Raw genomic sequence first — 18649 nt, 5'->3', positions numbered from 1 at the left:
AAGGGGCCTGCCGCCGTCTTGACAATTCGCTCCTGTTCGTGAAGACTGGGCCCATCTCCGCGGCGCCTGGAGAACGCCATTCCGAGGAGGCCCCATGAAACGGTCGAGAAGTCTTGCCCTCGCGGCCCTCATCCCGGCCGCGGCGCTCGCCGCCTTCCCCGCCGAGCCGGGCCAGTCCGGGACGACGCGGCCGAAGGCACTGGATCCCGCGGCCGCCCGGAAGCGGGGAGCAGGCAAGGAGGCGGCGAAGCGCCTGTACCGGGCCGCGGAAGAGATGCAGGAGATGCAGACGAGCTTCAATCTCCAGTACCTTGAGCTTCAGAACAGGATCGCCCGCGAGAACCGGCAGTTCTCCCTGATCCAGAACATCCTGAAGGACAAGCACGGCACGGCCAAGAACGCCATCAACAATGTCCGCTGAGCGTTGTTTGACAGTCCGCGATCGACCTGATAATAAGATGGGCTGAGGCCTGAGATGGAATCCGCCGCCGAACGCTGGGTCGCCGACCAGGAACGCCTGGCCAAGCCGGCCCGGGTCTACTGGTGCGACGGGTCGGACGGCGAGGCCTGGCGCCTGCTCGAGATCGGCATGAGCGAGGAGCGCCTCAACGGGCCGGTCTTCCAGCCGCTCAATCAGAAAACCTGGCCGACGGCCTACCTCCACCGGTCCGCCTCGAACGACGTCGCCCGGACCGAGAAGGTCACCTTCGTCTGCCATCCCACCAGGGAGGCCTCGGGACCCAACAACAATTGGATGGACGTCGGCAAGGCCAAGAAGCTCATGACCGGGCTCTCGGACGGCTGCATGGCCGGGCGGACGATGTACGTCATCCCGTACATGATGGGCCACCCCGACTCGCCCTACGCCAAGGCCTGCCTGATGGTCACCGACTCGTCCTACGTCGCGATCAGCATGCGGGTCATGACCCGGATAGGCACGGAGATCTTCGAGAAGCTCCGCAACCGCGAGGACTTCATCAAGGGCTTTCACTCGATCGGCGACCTCGATCCCGACCGCCGCTACGTCATGCACTTCCCGGAGGAGGGCCTGGTCTGGAGCGTCGGCTCGGGCTACGGCGGCAACGCCCTGCTCGGCAAGAAGTGCGTCTCGCTGCGCATCGGCTCCTACCTCGGCTACAAGCAGGGCTGGCTGGCCGAGCACATGGTCATCATGGGCATCGAGGACCTGCACGGCCGCAAGACCTACATCACCGCAGCCCTGCCGAGCGCCTGCGGCAAGACCAACCTGGCCATGATGGAATCGGCCCTGCCGGGCTACCGGGTCTGGACGCTCGGCGACGACATCGCCTGGCTCAACATCGGACCGGACGGCCGGCTGTGGGCCATCAACCCCGAGGCCGGTTACTTCGGCGTCGCGCCGGGGACGTCCATGAAGACGAACCCGAACATGATGAAGACGATCAAGCGCGGGGCCTTCAACCCGACGCTGTTCACCAACGTCGCCCTGAACACCGAAACGAACGAGCCCTGGTGGGAAGGGATCGACGGGCCCGTGCCGGAGCACATGCTCGATTGGCAGGGCCGGCCCTGGACTCCGGCGCTGGGCACCAAGGCCGCCCATCCGAACTCCCGGTTCACGGCCTCGCTCATCAACTCGCCCATGCTCGACAAGGAGGCCGCGAACCCCCGGGGTGTGCCCATCTCGGCCATCATCTTCGGCGGCCGCCGGACCCAGCTCATCCCCCTCGTCACCGAGAGCTTCAGCTGGGCCCACGGCGTGTTCATGGGCGCCCGGATGGGCTCGGAGACGACGGCCGCGGCCACGGGCCAGGTCGGCGTCGTCCGGCGGGATCCCATGGCCATGCTGCCCTTCTGCGGCTACAACATGGCCGACTACTGGCGCCACTACCTCAACATGGGCAACCGCATGTCGCGGCCGCCCCGCATCTTCTCCGTCAACTGGTTCCGGGTCGACGACCGGGGCAAGTTCATCTGGCCCGGCTTCGGCGACAACATGCGCGTCCTCAAATGGATCATCGACCGGGTGAACGGGAAGGTCCCGGCCAGGGAGACCCCGGCCGGCTTGGTGCCCCGGACCGAGGACCTGGACATGAACGGCCTCGATATCCCCAAGGACAGGCTCGATAAGCTGTTCGAGGTCCGGATCAAGGACTGGAAGTCCGAGGTCGACGGCATCCGGGACTTCATCAAGCCCTACAAGGGCCGCCTCCCCGCCGAGATCCGCGAGCAGTACGAGAAGCTCGAGCGCCAGGTCCGCTGACGCCTAAACGGCGCCTTCCCGGGACACGGGCGATCCGGCCCGTCCCTGCATCTTCCCGCCGAAGAACTCCGGCCCGCGCGGCGCGTAGAAGGCCAGCACGACGAGCGAGACGACGCCGGTGAAGACGAACGGGAAGGCGATGCCGAGAACGTCGGACAGGATGCCGGAGACCAGGCTGACCAGCGCCCCGGAGACGAGCTGGATGTTGCTGACCCAGCTGAAGGCCATGGTCTGGCCGGCCGCGGGAACGCTCGAGCCGACGAAGGTGTGGAGCGAGGGGTAGGTCATCAGCAGGAAGCCCCCGAAGGCGAGCAGGCCGGCCACGGCCAGGCCCCGGGTCGGGGCGAAGCCCAGCATGAAGAGCGCCGCCGCGGCGCCGCCCAGGCTGGCCAGGAAGACGGGCTTGCGCCCGAAGCGGCGGCTCCAGACACCGTAGCCGTACCCGGTCACGGTCCCCAGCCCGATCCAGAGGGCCAGGAACAGGCCGGTCTGGCCCATGGGGATGCCGTACTTGCGGTTGAGGAGCGAGGGGGCATAGTAGACGGCCACGGACCAGCCGGCCCCGCCGAAGAAGAACCCCGGCACGAACCGTCGGATGGACCGGAGCGAACGCCACCAGCTGGCCGGCTTGAGGGACGGCCGCTCCTCGCTCCGGGACGAGACGCCGCGCAGGATCCAGGCCCCGAGCCCGGCCAGGACCAGGCCGAAGACGGCCCAGACGAAATGAGGGGTGCGCCAGCCCCAGCGCTGGGCCAGGAAGCCCACGGTCAGGTAGGCCAGGCCGACGCCGAGGTTGCCCGAACCGCTCTGGATGCCCATGGCGTCGTCGAGCTCCCGGCCCGACCCGGCCTGCGATTTGGAGACCCAGGCGATGACGATGGGGTGATAGAAGCTGGCGCAGATCCGCAGCGCCAGGAAGAGGAACAGCAGCGCGGCGTAGGACCGGGCCAGCGGGATGACGGCGAGCGAAGCGCACAGCCCCAGCCCGCTGAGGACCATCAGGGTGCGGTACTCCTTCCGGAACGACAGCCGGACGACCAGGAACTGGACGACGAGCGAGGTCAGCAGGCCGAGGTTGGACAGCACGCCGATCTGGGCGTAGTTGGTGATCAGGAACTTTTGGGCCAGCAGGAGGGGAAAGACCATCGGCGTGATGACCGTGGCCGCGTCGGTCAGGGGGTGAAAGAGCGAGGCCGACAGCAGGATCTTCTTTTTCACGGCCGAGGTCACGTTCGCCAGGCCGGGCCCGGCCTATCGCCCTTCGTAGGATTCGACGATCGACTGGTAGACGAGGGCCTTGAACTTCGCCTGCGCGTCGCTGCCGGTCGCCGGCAGGAGCTGGGTCATGAAGACGGCCACGAGCTTCTCGGTCGGGTCGACCCAGTAGGTCGTATGGTAGGCGCCGCCCCAGCCAAAGGCCCCGACCGAGCCGGGTTCGCCGTTCCGGCCGAGCTCCCTGGTCACCCAGAAGCCGAGGCCGAAGCCGCTGCCGGGGTTGTTGTAAAGCGGCCCGCAATGGTCGGCCGTCATGAGCTCGACCGACTTCGGGCTGAGGATGTGGACGCCGCCCCACTCGCCGCCGCTCTGGAGCATGAGCAGGAAGCGGGCGTAGTCCTCGGCCGTCGAGAGGAGCCCGGCGCCGCCGGCGTAGCAGAGCCGCGGCCCCTTGAGATAGGCCCGCTCTCTCGGGTCGGCGACGAACCCGGCCTTGCCGTCCTTGCCGATGCCGTAAACAGCGGCCAGGCGGCCGGCCTTATCCTCGGGCAGGAAGAACGAGGTATCGGCCATGGCCAGCGGTTCCGTGATCTTCGTGCGGATAAAATCGGCCAGGCTCATGCCCGAGACGACCTCGACGAGATAGCCGAGGATGTCGATGTTGTAGCCGTAGATCCATTTCTCGCCCGGCTGGGCGTCGAAGGGCAGCCCGGCCAGCTTCTTGATGTAGACGCCGACGGGTTCCGGCCGGTCGGCCAGGAACCAGCCCTGGAGCCCGGCGGCCTTGTAGAGGTCCTTGGCCGGGCCGTTTCCATAGGAGATGCCCGCGGTATGGGTCAGGAGGTCGCGGATGGTGATCTGGCGCCTGGCCGGGACGATCTTATAGCCGGGCCCCTTCCTGGACCCGTCGGGGACGGCCACCGTCGTGGCCTTGAACTCGGGGATGTACTTTGAAACCGGGTCGCTGAGCAGGAGCTTGCCCTCCTCGGACAGGATCATCACGGAGACGCTGGTCAGGGCCTTGCTCTGCGAAGCGATGCGGAAGATCGCGTCAGTCGTCATGGGGGCACCCGTCGAGGGGTCGAGCGTGCCGCAGGCCTGGAGGTAAGCCACCTTGCCGCCGCGGGCGACGAGCGTCACCACGCCGCCGAGCCGGCCTTCGTCGACGTACTTCTGCATGACCGCGCCGATGCGATTGAGCCGCTCGGTCGATAAGCCCACGATCTCCGGCCGCGCCCTCGGCAGGTCGGCCGCCAGCGCCGGCAGCGCCAGGCCGATCAGAGCCGCCAGCACCATGAATCTGTACGATCTATTCCGGTTCATGCGGGCCTCCGTTCATCTCGCGATCATCTTTGCTTATACCAGAACGGCCGACATTCCGTCAAAGAGCCGGGGTCGGACCGGGGGGGTCCTATTAGCCTGGCAGTCCGAGGTGACATTATTGCCCGGCAACCACGCGGGAGCCCGGCGGCTTGTTCCTGGTCCCTGATATTCGTATAATGGGAGGCCATGCCCCGCCCGGCGAGCTCGGAGAAAGGACGATAACGCATGCATCTCCAGGTCATCGACTGGATCATCGTCGCCGTTATCATGCTGATCTGCTTCGGACCCGCCCTGTTCTTCCGCAAGCGCTCCGGCACGAGCACGTCGGAGTTCTTCGCTTCGGGACGCGCCGTGCCCTGGTGGCTGGCCGGGCTGTCCATGGTGGCCACGACCTTCTCGAGCGACACGCCCAACCTGGTCACCGACATCGTCCGCCGCAACGGCGTCGCCGGCAACTGGGTCTGGTGGGCCTTCACCCTGACCGGGGTGGCCACGGTCTTTTTCTACGCCCGGATGTGGCGCCGCTCCGAGGTCCTGACCGACCTCGAGTTCTACGAGATCCGCTACTCGGGCAAGGCGGCCGGCTTCGTCCGGGGGTTCCGCTCGGTCTACCTCGGCTTCTTCTTCAACTGCATCATAATGGCCACGGTCAACCTGGCGGCCTGCAAGATCGCCGCCGTGCTCTTCGGGCTCGAGCGCTGGCAGACGCTTCTCTTCGTCGGCCTGCTCAACGTCGTCTTCGCCGCCCTGACCGGCCTCTGGGGCGTTCTCATCATCGACATGATCCAGTTCTTCGTCAAGATGACGGCCGTCATCGCCGCGGCCTACTTCGCCGTTCGCGCCGTCGGCGGCATGCCGGCCCTCATCTCGAAGCTCTCGGCCACGCCGGGCCCGGGCGGCATCAACTTCCTGAGCATGCTGCCGAACTTCAAGAGCAACTGGGACCTGGCCATCGCCATCTTCATCATGCCCCTGGCCGTGCAATGGTGGGCGGTCTGGTACCCCGGGGCCGAGCCCGGCGGCGGCAGCTACATCGCCCAGCGCATGCTGGCCTCGAAATCCGAGAAGGACTCGCTCGGCGCCGTCCTTTTCTTCAATATCGCCCACTACGTCCTCCGGCCCTGGCCCTGGATCCTCGTGGGCCTGGCCTCGATCATCGTCTTCCCGCAGCTCTCGGACATCCAGAAAGCCTTCCCCCACCTCAACCCGAGCCTCATCGGCCACGACATCGCCTACCCGGCCATGCTCAAGTTCCTGCCGGTCGGCTTCATCGGCCTGATGGTCGGAGGGCTGATCGCGGCCAACTCCTCGACCAACCTGACCCACCTCAATTGGGGCGCCTCTTACCTCGTCCACGACTTCTACCGCCGTTTCATCAACAAGACGGCCACCGAAAAGCATTACGTCATGGTCGGCCGGCTGGCCACGATTGTCCTCTTCTTATGCGCCGGCGGGCTGGTGTTCATCCTGGACACGGCCAAGGACTCCTTCGACATCATCCTCCAGGTCGGGGCCGGGACCGGGCTGCTCTACCTCGTCCGCTGGTACTGGTGGCGGGTGACGGCCTGGTGCGAGGTCAACGCCATGATCTCGTCGTTCGCCTTCTCCATCTTCCTGCTCGTCCTGCGCAAGTTCGGCGTCTTCGTCCCGACGCATTACGCCCTGATCCTGACGGTCGTCGTGACCACCATCACCTGGATGCTGACGGCCTTCCTCGGCCCCAAGACCGACCCCGAGACGCTGATCAGGTTCTACAAGAAGGTCCATCCCTTCGGGCCGGGCTGGAAGAAGATCCGCGAGCGGGCGGGCATCTCCGAGGCCGAAGCCAAGGCCACCTGCGACAACTTCCCTCTCGCCCTCGCCGGCTGGGTCTCCGGGTCGCTGACTATCTGGTCGGCCCTGTTCACGGTCGGCAACATCCTCTACGGGCGCTGGGTCTACGCCGGAGTGCTCCTGGCCGTGTTCATCGTGGCGGGGTTCGTCCTGCTCAGGGTGATCAACCGGCTCTGGGCGAACAACGGCAAGAACGACAAGGGCGCCGTGAAGGCGCCGGCCGCGGCCAACCTGGGCTAGAACCGGGTATTGAAGACCGGCAGGACCCGGAGTCCCCTGGGATTGTCGCGGACGATGTTGACGACCCCGACCTGGAGCCCCTTCTCGATCCTCCAGGCGTAGTTGACGAGGCCGAGGCTCAAGCCCTTGACCGGGCCCTGGCAATAATTGAAGGCGCTCGCGGCCAGTCCCGCGAGACGGCCGTCTTTGACCACGCGGACCATGCCCGCGGCCAGGAATATCCCCTTCAGGTCCTGGCCGCCGACGCCGAAGCCGCAAACGGCCAGGCCGCGGATCTTCGGCGCGCCCGCGCCCAGGCCGCAGAAGACGATCCCGTCGATGGACTCGCCGGCCCCGACGCCGAGCCCGGCCACGGCCACCCCGGTCAGCTTCTCGCCGCAGCCGCCGCCCAATCCCCCGACGAGCAGGCCGGTTATGTTCTCGCCGGCTCCCCCGCCGAGACCGCCGATGATGACGCCGGTCGCGCTGCCGCCGGCGCCGGCCCCTAATCCGCCGGCCAGGAAGCCCACGGCGTTCTCGCCCGCCCCGACGCCTAGCCCGCCGAGGGCGACGCCGGCCAGGTTCTCGCCCGCGCCCGCGCCCAGGCCGCCGATCATGAGGCCCTTGACGCTTTCGCCCGCCCCGACGCCCAAGCCCCCGATGCTGAGGCCGGCCAGGCTCGTCTCGGCCATGGCGCCGAGAAGGCCGACCTGGATGCCGCGGAGGCGGCCGCCGCCGGGCGCGATCCCGGCCGACAGGCCGGTGATCAGGGCATCCTTGTTGTCCCGGGACGGCTGCCACAGGGTCACGTTGACCCCGGTGACGCTCCGGACCCCGCGGTCGCGGAAATTGAAGCGCAGGCCGGTGAAGTCTTTTGAGTTGCCGAAGCTTACCCCCCACTTTCGCGAAGGAACGTCCAGGCTCTGGGCGAAGACGCCTCCGGCCAGGGACGGTCCCAGGAACAGGGACATTAAAAGGAACATGGCCGACGCGGTCCGAAGGATCGCGGCGGCCGGCTTGATGGCGCGCATGGGTCGCTCCTTTGTCTTCTCGCTACAGAATCCTACGCCAGATCGTTAGACGAAGCCAATCCGGAAATGGTTCCCTCGGCTCCGCATCGGCATGTCTTGTGTCCCGGGTTCAAACAACGTATATTGAACCCCCCAAAGATCCCGATCCGGAGGGAATGATGTCTCAGACGCCGCAGAAAGCGAATTGGGGCCCGATCCTCGTCCTGGGCAGCCTCTGGGGGCTTTCGGAAGCCGCACTGGGGATGTTCCTGCGCCAATGCGCCTCGACCCTGTCCGGCTCGGTCATGACCGGCGCGGCCCTGTTCTTCCTGGCCGCGGCCTGGGCCGTCTCGCCCCGCCTGAAGACGATCGGCGCGATAGCCGCGGCGGCCGCCGGCTTCAAGCTTTTCGACGCCCTTCTCCTGGGCCTGCCCGTCCTCCACGGGGCCATCGGAAATCCGATCTTCGCCATCATCATGGAGGGCGCGGCCTTCTGCCTGATCCTCGGCGTGATCAGCCCGTCCGTGGCCCGGAAAACGGCCGGACAGGGGCTGGCCGGGGGTCTCGCGGCCCTCGTCGCCGTCAACCTCTTCCCTCTCGTCAGGTACGTGACGGGCGTCACGGCCTGCGCCGCCGGCACGGGCTATCCGCTCTCGCTCTATTACGCGCCGGTCGCCGTAGCCCTCTCGGCCCTCACGGCGCCGCTGGGCCTGCGGGCCGGAGCCGCCCTGGCCGGGCTCGAGGGCCGTCCGGTCCGCCTGGGCTGGCTGCCGCCGGCGACGGCCGCCCTGTCCCTCGGCCTCCTGGCCCTGCTGCGGCTGGTCTAGCCGGAGGCGGCGCGACCCTTTCGTTTGACTCGCCGGCAGGGAACGACCTACTATATCCCCGCGAAGGGACCGCGCCTGACGGAAAGGGGATCGCCATGCACGCGCGCATGATCCGGATGCAGGTCAAGCCCGAGCGGATCGACGAGGCCGCCCGGCTGTTCTCCGAGGAGGTCGTCCCCGGCTGCCGCAGCCAGCCCGGCTACCGCGGCTCCTACTTCCTGGTCGACCGCAAGGTCGGCGAATGCGTGCCGGTCACCCTCTGGAACACCGAAGGCGACATGCTGGCCACAGAGGAGAACCGCTTCTTCCAGACCCAGCTCATGAAGTTCCTGGGGCTCTTCCATCACGGCCTCGTCCGCGAGTCCTATGAGATCGCGGTCGTCGATCGCGGATAAGCGGCCGGCGACCTCCGATCCCGAAAACGACCGTCCTCCTCGTCGAACATCCAGACAGCCGCTTTTCCGCTCGGGCCAAGCCCTGTCGGGGGCGCTTTGCCGGGCCGGCCGATTGTGTTATAAATCCTCCGAAAACGAGGTGACGCCATGACATCGATCAAGAGACCTGCTCTCGGCATCCTGTTCCTGGCCGTCCTGGCCGCTATCTCCGCCAGCGCCCAGACCCCGTCCCCGAGCAACCTGGTCCAGCAGGGCGACGAGCTCTACGCCCAGCGCGCCGACCTGGCCAAGGCCAAGGAGGCCCGATCCAAGTACGAGGCCGCCCTGGCCGCCAAGGATGACGACTACGGGGCCAACTGGCGGCTGGCCCGCGTCCTTTATTGGATCGGCGATCACACCCCGGGCAACGACGCCAAGAAGACGATCTTCCAGCAGGGCGTCGAACACGCCAAGAAGGCCGTCGAGCTCGGCTCGGACAAGGCCGACGGGCATTTCTGGCTGGGTGTCTGCTACGGCGTCTACGGCGAGGCCAAGGGCGTCTTCAAGAGCCTGGCCCTGGTCAAGCCGATCAAGGCGGAGATGCGCCGCGTCCTCGAGATCGACCCGGCCTACGACCGCGGAGGCGCCGACCGCGTGCTCGGCCGCGTCTTCCACGAGGTCCCCGGGATCGCCGGCGGCAGCGAGAAGACGTCCCTCGAGCACCTCCTCAAGGCGGTCGGACACGGCCCTCGCGTCGGCCTCAACCTTCTCTACCTCGCCGATACCTACATCTCGCTCGACCGGATCGAGGACGCCCGCAAGACCCTCGAGACGATCCTGACCCTGGAACCCCTGCCCGACCTCCTGCCCGAGACGGCCGAGGAGCAGGCCCAGGCCCGCGAACGACTCGAAAGGAAGCCTTTCAAGAAAAAATGACCGGGTCAGCGACGGGACCCGCCCCCCGGGTCCTATACGAAACGGACGATTATCTCGCGGTCGACAAGCCGGAGGGCGTCGTATCCATCGCCGAGGCGGGCCGCGGCGGCCTGCCCGGGCTGCTCAAGGACGTTTTTCCCGGCCGGCTCTTCCCCGTCCACCGGCTCGACCGGGACGCCTCGGGCATCATCGTTTTCGCCAAGAACGCCGCGGCCCACCGCCACCTCAACGGCGAGTTCGACCGCCGCGAGGTCCGCAAAACCTACCTGGCCGTCGTCGACGGCGCCGTGGCCGGGAGCCGCGGCCAGGTCAACGCCCCGCTCCGAGAATTCGGCTCCGGCCGCATGGGCGTCGATCCCAGGCGCGGCAAGCCGTCCTCGACCGGCTGGAAAGTGGCCGAGAGGCTCGACGGTGCGACCCTCCTCCGCGTCTCCCCGTCGACGGGCCGCCGGCACCAGATCCGCGTCCACCTCTATCACTCCGGCCACCCCATCCTCGGCGATCTCCGCTACGGCGAACGCGCCCGCCAGGAGCGTTTCCCCCGGCTCATGCTGCACGCCCTGTCGCTCGAGTTCGCCCTCCCGACCGGCGAGCGGGTGACGGTCGAAGCTCCCCCGCCCCCGTCCTTCGAGGCGGTCGTCGCCGGCCTGCGGCGCCCCCCGGCCGTCCGGGCCTCGCCTGGAAAGAAGGAAGAGAAGCCTAGAAAAGCGTGAGCCCGCAAAGGAACTGACCATGACCCGAGATTCCGTTCGCGCCGCGCGCGCCGGCCGCGCCGGCCGTCCCTCCATGCTCAAGTTCGTCCTGATCGTCTCGCTGGCCGCCCTGACCGGTTATCTCGCGCTGCCGCCGTCCGCGGCCCTGACCGGCGCCAGCGCCGCCCCCCGAAAGGCCGCCCTCCGGCCGGCCGCCGACGGCGCCAGGGCCTTCGCCGATGTCGCCTTCCTCGCCTCCGACGATCTCAGGGGCCGGAAGGCCGGCCGGCCCGAATATCGACGGGCCGCCGAATACGTGGCTGCCGAAATGAAAAAGGCCGGCCTCGAGCCGGGCGGAGAGAACGGCACCTGGTTCCAGGAGGTCCCGTTCAAGCCCTGGACGGATTTCGAGCCGCCCACCCGCCTCGAGATCGTCGCCCCCTCTCATCGCGCTTATTTCGCGGGGCGCGCCCGCGACTTCGTCCCTGTCAACGGCACGGGCTCGGGCCTGGTCCGCGGCCGGCTGGCCTTCGCCGGCTACGGCGTCGCCTCGGCGAATGACGGCTGGGACGATTATGCCGGGCTCGAACCGAAGGGCCGGATAATCGTGGTCATGCCCGGCCTGCCCGACTCCCTGGGCGACACGGCCAGGTCCGCCTGGACCTTCGCCCGGAAGGTCAAGACGGCGGCCGAGAAGGGCGCCGTCGGCCTGATCGAGATGGACCTGAGCGCGCCGGGCGAGCCGCGCCAGCCGGGCCCGCCCTCCGGCCCCAGGCCGCAGCCGGGGTTCCTCGCTCCGGGCGCCGCCCCGGACGGATTCGTGGTCCTGCGCGCCGGTCGCGATTTCCTCGACGACGCCTTCTATCTTGCCGGCGGCAGCTGGCGCGACCTCGTCAGCAAGACCCTCCGGCTCAAGAAGCCGTTCCCCAAGTGGCTCGAGGTCGAGGCCGAGATGGAGGCGCACTTCGTCTCCGGCGAGCGCACGGCCCCGAACGTCGTCGGCGTTCTGCGGGGCACGGATCCCAGGCTCAAGGGCGAGGCCCTGGTCATCGGCGGCCACCTCGACCATCTTGGCGTCGGCATCGACGGCTGGATCTACCCCGGGGCCGACGACAACGCCACCTCGGCCGCGACCGTCCTGGAAACCGCCCGAACCCTCCATGCCGCAGGCTTCAAGCCCGCCCGGACCATCGTCTTCGGCGCCTGGGCCGGCGAGGAGCTCGGCCTCCAGGGCTCGCGCTACTACACCGAGCATCCCGTCATCCCGCTCGACAGGACCATCCTGTACATGAACATCGACATGGTCGGAAGCGGCGACAGCGACCTTCTCGTCGGCGGCATGACCGAGTTCGCCGAGCTCTACGGGATCGCCAAGAAGGGGCTCGACGCGGAGACGATCAAGCGCCTCAAGCCCCGGCCCAACTACCGCGGCTCAGACCACACCTCGTTCTGGAGCAAGAACGTGCCGGCCGTCAGCCTCCGCAGCGGCGAGGCCCTGACAGGGAAGCTCGACGACGAGCATCCCGAATACCACCGGCCCGGCGACGGGCCGGCCCTTATCGAACCCGAGCGGCTGCGCGAGGCCGCCCAGTACCACGTCGATATCCTCCGCTATCTGGCCTCGTGCCGCGACAACCTGCTCGACCCCGTCCACCGGACGATGTTCCTCCACCGCGACGCCCTGGTCGTCGACATGCACTGCGATACCATCGCCCGGGCCATGGCCGGCGAGGACCTGGCCAGGGACCTGCCCAAGGGGCACATCGACATCCCCAAGCTCGAACGAGGCGGCGTCGACCTCGAGGTCTTCGCCTGCTTCGCCCCTCCGCCCCGGAACGAGGCGGAGAAGCTCCAGTCCTCCCGCGGGGTCTTCGCCCAGATCGAGGCGGTCCACGAGCTCGTCGGCAAGAACCCGGACAAGCTGGCCCTGGTCCTCGCTCCCCAGGACGTGAACGCCGTCCGGAACGAGAAGACCGGCGTTTTGATCGGCATCGAGGGCGGCTACGCCATCGAGAACGACCTGGTCCTGCTGCGCGAGTTCTTCCGGGCCGGCGTCCGGCTGATGACCCTGACCCACTGGACCGCCACCGACTGGGCCGACGCCTCGGGCGACCCCAAGCCCGTCCATGGCGGCCTGACCGAGTTCGGCGAGAAGGTCGTGGCCGAGATGAACAGGCTGGGCTTGATCGTCGACGTCTCGCACGCCGGCGACGAGACCTTCTGGGACGTCCTGCGCCTGTCGAAGGCGCCTGTCATCGCCTCCCATTCCGCCTGCCGGGCCCTCTCGCCCCATCATCGGAACCTGAGCGACGAGATGCTCAAGGCACTGGCCGAGAAGAACGGCGTCATCGGCATCACGGCGCTGCCCGAGTTCCTGAACAGCGCCCTCGCGGGCATGCCGGAGTCCCTGAAGGCCCGGCCGCGCGTCGACGTGGGCACGGTCGTCGATCACATCGACCACGTCGTCCAGGTCACGGGCGATTGCGACCATGTCGGCCTCGGCTCGGATTACGACGGGACGACCGACACGCCGGCCGGGCTCGAGAACATCGGCCTGCTGCCCAACATCACCAAGGAGCTCGTCCGCCGGGGCTACAAGCCGGCCGACATCCGCAAGATCCTCGGCGGCAATTTCCTGCGGGTCTTCCAGGCCGTCGACAAGGCCAAAGGCCAATAGGGCCGGGCCGGCGGGGCCGTCCCCGGCGGGGAGGGCCGCTCAGGGAGCCGCGCCGAAAACGGTTGTTTTTGGCGCCGAAATCGATAAACTGGTATCTTATGATCTCGAGAACCCATGACAGATGATCCTGAATTCGGGGCAGAGCCCGACGCGGCCCCGCCCGAGACGGAACTGGAGGCGCCGGTCATCCTGGACCGGTCCAGGCACAGCATCTCGCGCCGCGACATCGACCCCGACTGTCTCAAGGTCCTCTATCGCCTGAGCAACCACGGCTTCACGGCCTACCTCGTCGGCGGGGCGGTCCGGGACCTGATGCTCGGCCGCAAGCCGGCCGATTTCGACGTCGGCACCAACGCCCACCCCAACCAGATCAAGAAGCTCTTCCGCAACGCCTTCCTCATCGGCCGCCGCTTCCGGCTGGCGCACGTCCGCTTCCAGGGCGGCAAGGTCATCGAGGTATCTACCTTCCGGCGCAAGCCCGACGAGGAAGAGCTGGCCGCCGAGCGCGAGGAGGAGGCGGCGCGCGCCGGCAAAGCGGCCGGCGAGACGGAAGGGACGGCCGAGGGGATCGCCGCGCCGGCCATGGAAGAGCCCGAGGAGGCCGGACCCGCAGAGCCCGGCCCGGGCGATGCCGGAGCCCCGGCGCCGGCCGAAGGCCCGGACATCCCGGACGCCGCCGCGGCAGGTCCGCGGCGCGGCCGCCTGCCGCTCAAGCCCATCGCCTACGGCACGCCGCGCGAGGATGCCTTCCGCCGCGACCTGACCGTCAACGCCCTCTTCTACGACATCGCCACGTACTCGGTCATCGACTATGTCGGCGGGCTGGAGGATCTGCGGGCCGGCCGCATCCGCATCATCGGCGATCCGGACACGAGCTACGTCGAGGACCCCGTCCGGATCTGGCGCGTCCTCCGCCATGCTTCGCGCCTCGGGTTCGGCATCGAGGAAAAGACGGCGGAGGCCATTCCCCGCCACATCCGCCGCCTCGACGCCTGCTCCGGGGCCCGCATCTTCGAGGAGCTCAACAAGGACATGAAGTCAGGCAGCGCCAGGCCGTTCTTCCAGGCCTGCCGCACCTACGGCCTGCTGCCCCGCTTCCTCGGCAACGTCGGGGAGATCTATCAGGCCTCCGACAATGCCTTCGAGCGCCTGACCTTCCTCCTCGGCGCCCTCGACGCCTCCATCCAGGCCGGCGGCGCGCCGCCGCCCGAGGTGGCCTACGGGCTCCTCCTCTGGCCCTGGGCCGAGCCCCTGCTCGCGGCCATCCGCGGCGACAAGCCCAAGGTCCTCTACGATGCCTTCCGGGGCGCCCATGCGACGGCCACCGTGCCGAAGACCCTGCTCCTCGAGACCGTTCACACCCTGGTCATCGTCGATCACATGCTCCGGGCCCTGGCCGACGGCAAGATGCGCTGGGCGCTCAAGGAACGGCCCCACTATCCCGAAGCATCGCGGATCGCCTCCCTCCTCGTCGAGGGCACCTTCGGATCCTGCGACGACCCCTTTTCGGTCATCTACCGGGACCGGTTCGGCACGCGGCCGAGATCTCGGCCCCACCGGCACCGCCGGAAAAAGAAAACCGTTCCGCCCCCTCCCCCGGCGGATTGACATCCCTGATCAAGGAGCACGTCCATGAGCACCTCGCCCGGCCGAACGTTGACCCTCGACGGCTACCGCCCGCGCCGCTTCCTGAGCTTCCTGGCCGGGTCGGGCATGGTCGCCGCCTCGGTCCTGACCATCGACCACTTCTTCAAGGCCAACTATCCCAAGACCATCTTCACCGGCTCGTTCTGCGACGTCAGCGCCTTCTTCAACTGCGACAGCTCGGCCTTCTCGGAGATCTCCCAGATCATGGGCGTGCCGCTCGGCTTCTTCGGCCTGTTCATGGGCCTGCTCATCGTGCTCGGCACGGTCTTCCCGTCCGAGGCCTTCGAACGGACCAACAAGTCGCTCTCGCTCCTGAACGTCGCCGGGGTCATCACGCTCTTCCTCTATTCGGTCCTCCACCTCGGCAGCCTCTGCCTGCTCTGCTCGGGCTTCTACGTTTTCTCGATCTTCAACTTCATCCTCTTCGCCGTCTACGGCATCGACCACGAGGCCGGGAGCCTCATCCGGCGCTGGGCCCGGCCGTCGATCAAGCTCATCTTCGTCTTCGCCCTGGCCGCCGCGGCCGGCGCCTACGGCATGATCCTGTACCACAACGCCCGCAAGGACGCCCAGTCGGGCACGGCCGTCAACATCGTCAAGCAGTACTTCGAGCTGCCCAAGGTCGCCCCGCCCTCGTTCCTTTCGCCCTACTGGTCGGTGAAGTCGACCGAGAAGTTCGAGGACGCCGCCATCCAGATCGTCGAATACACGGATTTCATGTGCCCCGACTGCCACTACCTGAGCCAGCAGCTGGACAAGCTCAAGAAGGAGTTCGCCGGCCAGATCAACGTGGCCATCCAGTTCTTCCCGCTCGACGGCGCCTGCAACACGGTCGTTCCGGAAAAGGCCAACCTCCATCCCGGAGCGTGCGAGCTGACCTATCTTGCCGCCGGCAACCCGGCCCGCTTCCCGGAGATCCATGACGAGCTCTGGGCCAACTTCGCCCAGCGCAAGGACCCGGCCTGGCGGGCGGCGCTGGCCAAGAAGTACGGCACGGAGAACGCGGCCGGCGACCCGGCCCTGCGCGATCTCGTCAAGAAGATCATCGAGACCGGGGCCGAGTACGAGAAGACCTCGGACAAGTTCGCGCACGGCATCCGCTCGACGCCGACCATGATCATCAACAACCGGATGATCATCGGGACGCTCCCCTACGACCATCTCAAGGCCATCTTCCAGGCCCTGATCGACGAGCGCCAGGGCGGCGCGAAGAAGTTCATCGAGAACTGGGTCGAGCCGTCGCGGAAGAAGAAATAGGGGCGCCGCCATGCCGCCGGCCGGCCGCCGTCTCGCAGCCGCCGCTGCCGCCGGCCTGTTCGGCCTCGCGCTCCTGACGCCGCCGGCCGCCGCGGCCGCCCCGCCGGGCCGGCCCCAGGCGCGCATCAACGAAGCCCCGGGGGCCTCCCCGCGGCCGGGTCAGATGCAGCAGCGTCTCTTCGATCTTATCAACGGGGACCGGGCCCGGGCCGGCCTGGACGCCTTGACGCTCGACGCCGAGCTCGGCGCGATCGCCCTGCGGCACAGCGAGGACATGCGCGACAACGATTTTGTCGGCCACCTCTCGCCGAGGAAGGGTGGCTCCGAAGAACGGCTGCGCGCGGCCGGGGTCAAGGCCCTCCTGGCCGCGGAGAACGTCGCCAAGGGCTACTCCCCAGACGAGATCCACCGGGACATGATGAATAGCCCCGGCCACCGCGGCGCCATCCTCCACCCGGAAGCGACCCACGTCGGGATCGGCGTCGCGTCGAAAAAGGAGGGGGACCGGGAGGCCTACTTCGTCACCGAGCTCTTCATCCGGCGCATCCCCGCGCTCGGCCCCGAGGCAAAAACCCTCCTCCTGCTCGATCTCAACGGGCTCCGCCGGGAGGCCGGCCTCGCGGCGCTCGAGGAGGACGCCGCGCTGACGGGCATGGCCCTCGGGACGGCCCTCGAGTTCCTGAAGGATCCCGGCCTTTCCCGGAGCGGCGTGATGGACGGGTTGAGGCGTCGGCTGGAGAAAACCAGGCCGAAGATCCGGTCGGCCGCCGCCACCTTCCTGGCCGTCGGCTCTCTCGAGGAGGCGGTCAAGGAGCTCGGCCCCGACACCAAGAGAGCCCGGGCCAGGCGCGTCGGGATCGGCATCGCCCAGGGCACGCGTCCGGACCTCGTCACGAACGCCATCATCCTGGTTCTGATCTTCGTGGAATGAGCGGGCAGCCGGCCTAGAAGTCCAGGCCGAACCTGACGAAGACCTCGTGGCTCGCGGGAGCCGGGCCGGCGAAGAGGGGGGAGATCCGGAGGGCCTGCCGGCGGTATTCCAGGGTCAGGGTCGCTTCGACATCCCCCTGTTCGTAGAAGGTGTAGCGGCCGCCCGCGCTGAGGCGGTTCCGGACGGACCAGGCGCCCAGAACGGCGGCCCGCGATCCGTCGGCGAGGGCCTCGAACCGGACGGCCGCGACGGCCGGATGGGCAAAACGCCGGCTCCGGCGGGCCCGGTAGTTGCGGCCGGCCGTCTCCTTCATCTCCTGCGTGATCACCAGGTAGGCGGCCGTGAACGACAGGGCCGATTCGCGGAAGCTCCGGCCCAGGCCGGGGACATCGTCGCGGCGGAGGGCCTTCATATATTCGGCGCTGAACTCGAGGTGCTCGAACCAGGGCAAGCTCAAAGAAGAGCCGATGTTGAGGGTGGTCAGGCGGCGGGCCTGGCCCGGCTCGCTGGCGAGGGCGGCCGAGATCCGCCAATCGTCCCCGGCCGGGCTCGAGACGCCGGAGATGATCCAGGAGCCCACGCCGGCCGCGGCGATCTCGGGAAGATCAGGCACGGCCGGGCCCAGGAGCCCCGACCGGGCCAGGTGGTCCGCGCCGACGCGGCCCTTATAGGCCGTGAGCGAGAGGTCGGTCGAACCGGGAGCCTTGACGCCCACGGTCAGCCCGACGGCCTTGGTCTCGTAGGCGTCCTGGACCAGGAGGTCGCTCGCCAGATATGTTTCGAACAGCCCGAAGGGCTGGATCCGCTTGCCGAGGACGAGATAGATCGGCGTGTGCGGCAGGGTGATGTCGAAATGGGCCTCGTCGACGGCGACGCCGGGATCGCCGCCGTTGAGCGGATCTCCGATCCATTCGGAGTTGATGACGATCGTGGCCGACAGCCAATCGGCGACGTCGGCCTCGACGCCGAGCTCGAAGGCCCGGAGGTAGAGGTCCGTCGCGGCGGCCGGGGACGATCCGTCGCCGGCCTTCCTCCAGCGGCCCTCGCCGGCCAGGTAGCCGGACAGGCTGATCATATCGAACCACTTGGGGCCTGGCGGAGCTTTGGCCGGAGCTTCCTGGGCGTTGAACGAGGCGGGCGGGCGGGGCGGCCCGGCGAGGGCGGACAAGTTCAGGAACAGAGGAAGCAGCGCGGCCGGGACGGTTTGACCTGAGGCGGACAGCGCCGAGGCCAGCGCGAAGAGCGCCGCCAGCGCTCGGACAAGCAGAGCGGGTCCTCGTTCCATCACCCGGCTTTTCCCGCCCCATCTTGACATACCGCCAGGAGGGTGTCAACGCGCCGGCCGGACCTGCGGGGGGCCGGTGCGGCGTACGTATCTGAAGCGCCGCGCCGGGCCCATCAGCTTGGATGTCGGGATTTTTCCATTTCGAGGCCCGGTTTATCAGCGAAAGGGCCCTAAATAGCCC

The 18649-nt window shown here is 68.1% G+C and carries 15 protein-coding genes; 11 read left to right on the top strand and 4 right to left on the bottom strand.

The features are described from left to right. Positions 1-94: 94 nt before the first annotated feature. Together ABFD52_02450 and ABFD52_02445 are read left to right on the top strand one after the other, a co-directional pair. Entirely contained in the window at positions 95-421 is a 327-nt protein-coding gene (locus ABFD52_02450) for a hypothetical protein (GenBank protein MEN6559622.1), read from the top strand. Positions 422-475: 54 nt separating this feature from the next. Then, positions 476-2242, top strand: coding sequence for a phosphoenolpyruvate carboxykinase (GTP) (locus ABFD52_02445; GenBank protein ID MEN6559621.1), 1767 nt, complete (start codon positions 476-478; stop codon positions 2240-2242). Between the two features lie 3 nt (positions 2243-2245). On the opposite strand, the gene ABFD52_02440 is transcribed toward ABFD52_02445, so the two are convergent. Together ABFD52_02440 and ABFD52_02435 are read right to left on the bottom strand one after the other, a co-directional pair. Then, positions 2246-3460 carry an MFS transporter gene (locus ABFD52_02440; protein MEN6559620.1) on the bottom strand — a complete coding sequence of 405 codons (1215 nt, stop codon included), beginning with the start codon at positions 3458-3460 and terminating at the stop codon, positions 2246-2248. A 33-nt stretch (positions 3461-3493) separates the two neighbouring features. Then, on the bottom strand, positions 3494-4780 hold the full coding sequence (locus tag ABFD52_02435; protein MEN6559619.1) for a serine hydrolase domain-containing protein: 1287 nt from the start codon (positions 4778-4780) through the stop codon (positions 3494-3496). 225 nt (positions 4781-5005) lie between these two features. Here ABFD52_02435 and ABFD52_02430 point away from each other — a divergent pair, with 225 nt between their 5' ends. Further along, the gene (locus tag ABFD52_02430; protein ID MEN6559618.1) at positions 5006-6853 is read left to right on the top strand and encodes a sodium:solute symporter family protein; all 1848 of its coding nucleotides are present in this window, start codon (positions 5006-5008) and stop codon (positions 6851-6853) included. On the opposite strand, the gene ABFD52_02425 is transcribed toward ABFD52_02430, so the two are convergent. Continuing rightward, positions 6850-7863, bottom strand: coding sequence for a hypothetical protein (locus tag ABFD52_02425; protein MEN6559617.1), 1014 nt, complete (start codon positions 7861-7863; stop codon positions 6850-6852). The genes ABFD52_02430 and ABFD52_02425 overlap by 4 nt on opposite strands. Positions 7864-8021: 158 nt before the next feature. On the opposite strand from ABFD52_02425, the gene ABFD52_02420 reads away from it, so the two are divergent. The 8 genes from ABFD52_02420 (at position 8022) to ABFD52_02385 (ending at position 17183) form a co-directional block, all read left to right on the top strand. Beyond that, a complete protein-coding gene (locus tag ABFD52_02420; GenBank protein MEN6559616.1) occupies positions 8022-8669 on the top strand; it encodes a hypothetical protein in 648 nt (215 codons plus the stop codon). Between the two features lie 95 nt (positions 8670-8764). Next, positions 8765-9064: an antibiotic biosynthesis monooxygenase gene (locus ABFD52_02415; GenBank protein MEN6559615.1), complete on the top strand. Its 300-nt coding sequence runs from the start codon at positions 8765-8767 to the stop codon at positions 9062-9064. Between the two features lie 147 nt (positions 9065-9211). Then, the gene (locus ABFD52_02410; GenBank protein MEN6559614.1) at positions 9212-9979 is read left to right on the top strand and encodes a TRAP transporter TatT component family protein; all 768 of its coding nucleotides are present in this window, start codon (positions 9212-9214) and stop codon (positions 9977-9979) included. Then, entirely contained in the window at positions 9976-10692 is a 717-nt protein-coding gene (locus ABFD52_02405; GenBank protein MEN6559613.1) for an RluA family pseudouridine synthase, read from the top strand. The genes ABFD52_02410 and ABFD52_02405 overlap by 4 nt, the downstream gene beginning before the upstream one ends. A 19-nt stretch (positions 10693-10711) precedes the next feature. Next, complete coding sequence (locus tag ABFD52_02400; protein ID MEN6559612.1) at positions 10712-13348, top strand: M20/M25/M40 family metallo-hydrolase; 2637 nt, start codon at positions 10712-10714, stop codon at positions 13346-13348. A 114-nt stretch (positions 13349-13462) separates the two neighbouring features. Continuing rightward, a complete protein-coding gene (locus ABFD52_02395) occupies positions 13463-14956 on the top strand; it encodes a hypothetical protein (protein ID MEN6559611.1) in 1494 nt (497 codons plus the stop codon). A gap of 24 nt (positions 14957-14980) precedes the next feature. Next, a complete protein-coding gene (locus ABFD52_02390) occupies positions 14981-16252 on the top strand; it encodes a thioredoxin domain-containing protein (GenBank protein ID MEN6559610.1) in 1272 nt (423 codons plus the stop codon). A 10-nt stretch (positions 16253-16262) separates the two neighbouring features. After that, on the top strand, positions 16263-17183 hold the full coding sequence (locus tag ABFD52_02385; protein ID MEN6559609.1) for a CAP domain-containing protein: 921 nt from the start codon (positions 16263-16265) through the stop codon (positions 17181-17183). A 13-nt stretch (positions 17184-17196) separates the two neighbouring features. Here ABFD52_02385 and ABFD52_02380 read toward each other — a convergent pair whose 3' ends face one another. Then, a complete protein-coding gene (locus ABFD52_02380) occupies positions 17197-18468 on the bottom strand; it encodes a hypothetical protein (GenBank protein MEN6559608.1) in 1272 nt (423 codons plus the stop codon). Positions 18469-18649: the final 181 nt, after the last annotated feature.

The sequence above is a fragment of the Acidobacteriota bacterium genome (genome assembly GCA_039683095.1).
Classification (GTDB): domain Bacteria; phylum Acidobacteriota; class Aminicenantia; order Aminicenantales; family Saccharicenantaceae; genus RBG-16-66-30.
The sequence above is the reverse complement of the archived record's forward strand: the minus strand, read 5'-3'. Positions and strand labels throughout refer to the sequence as shown.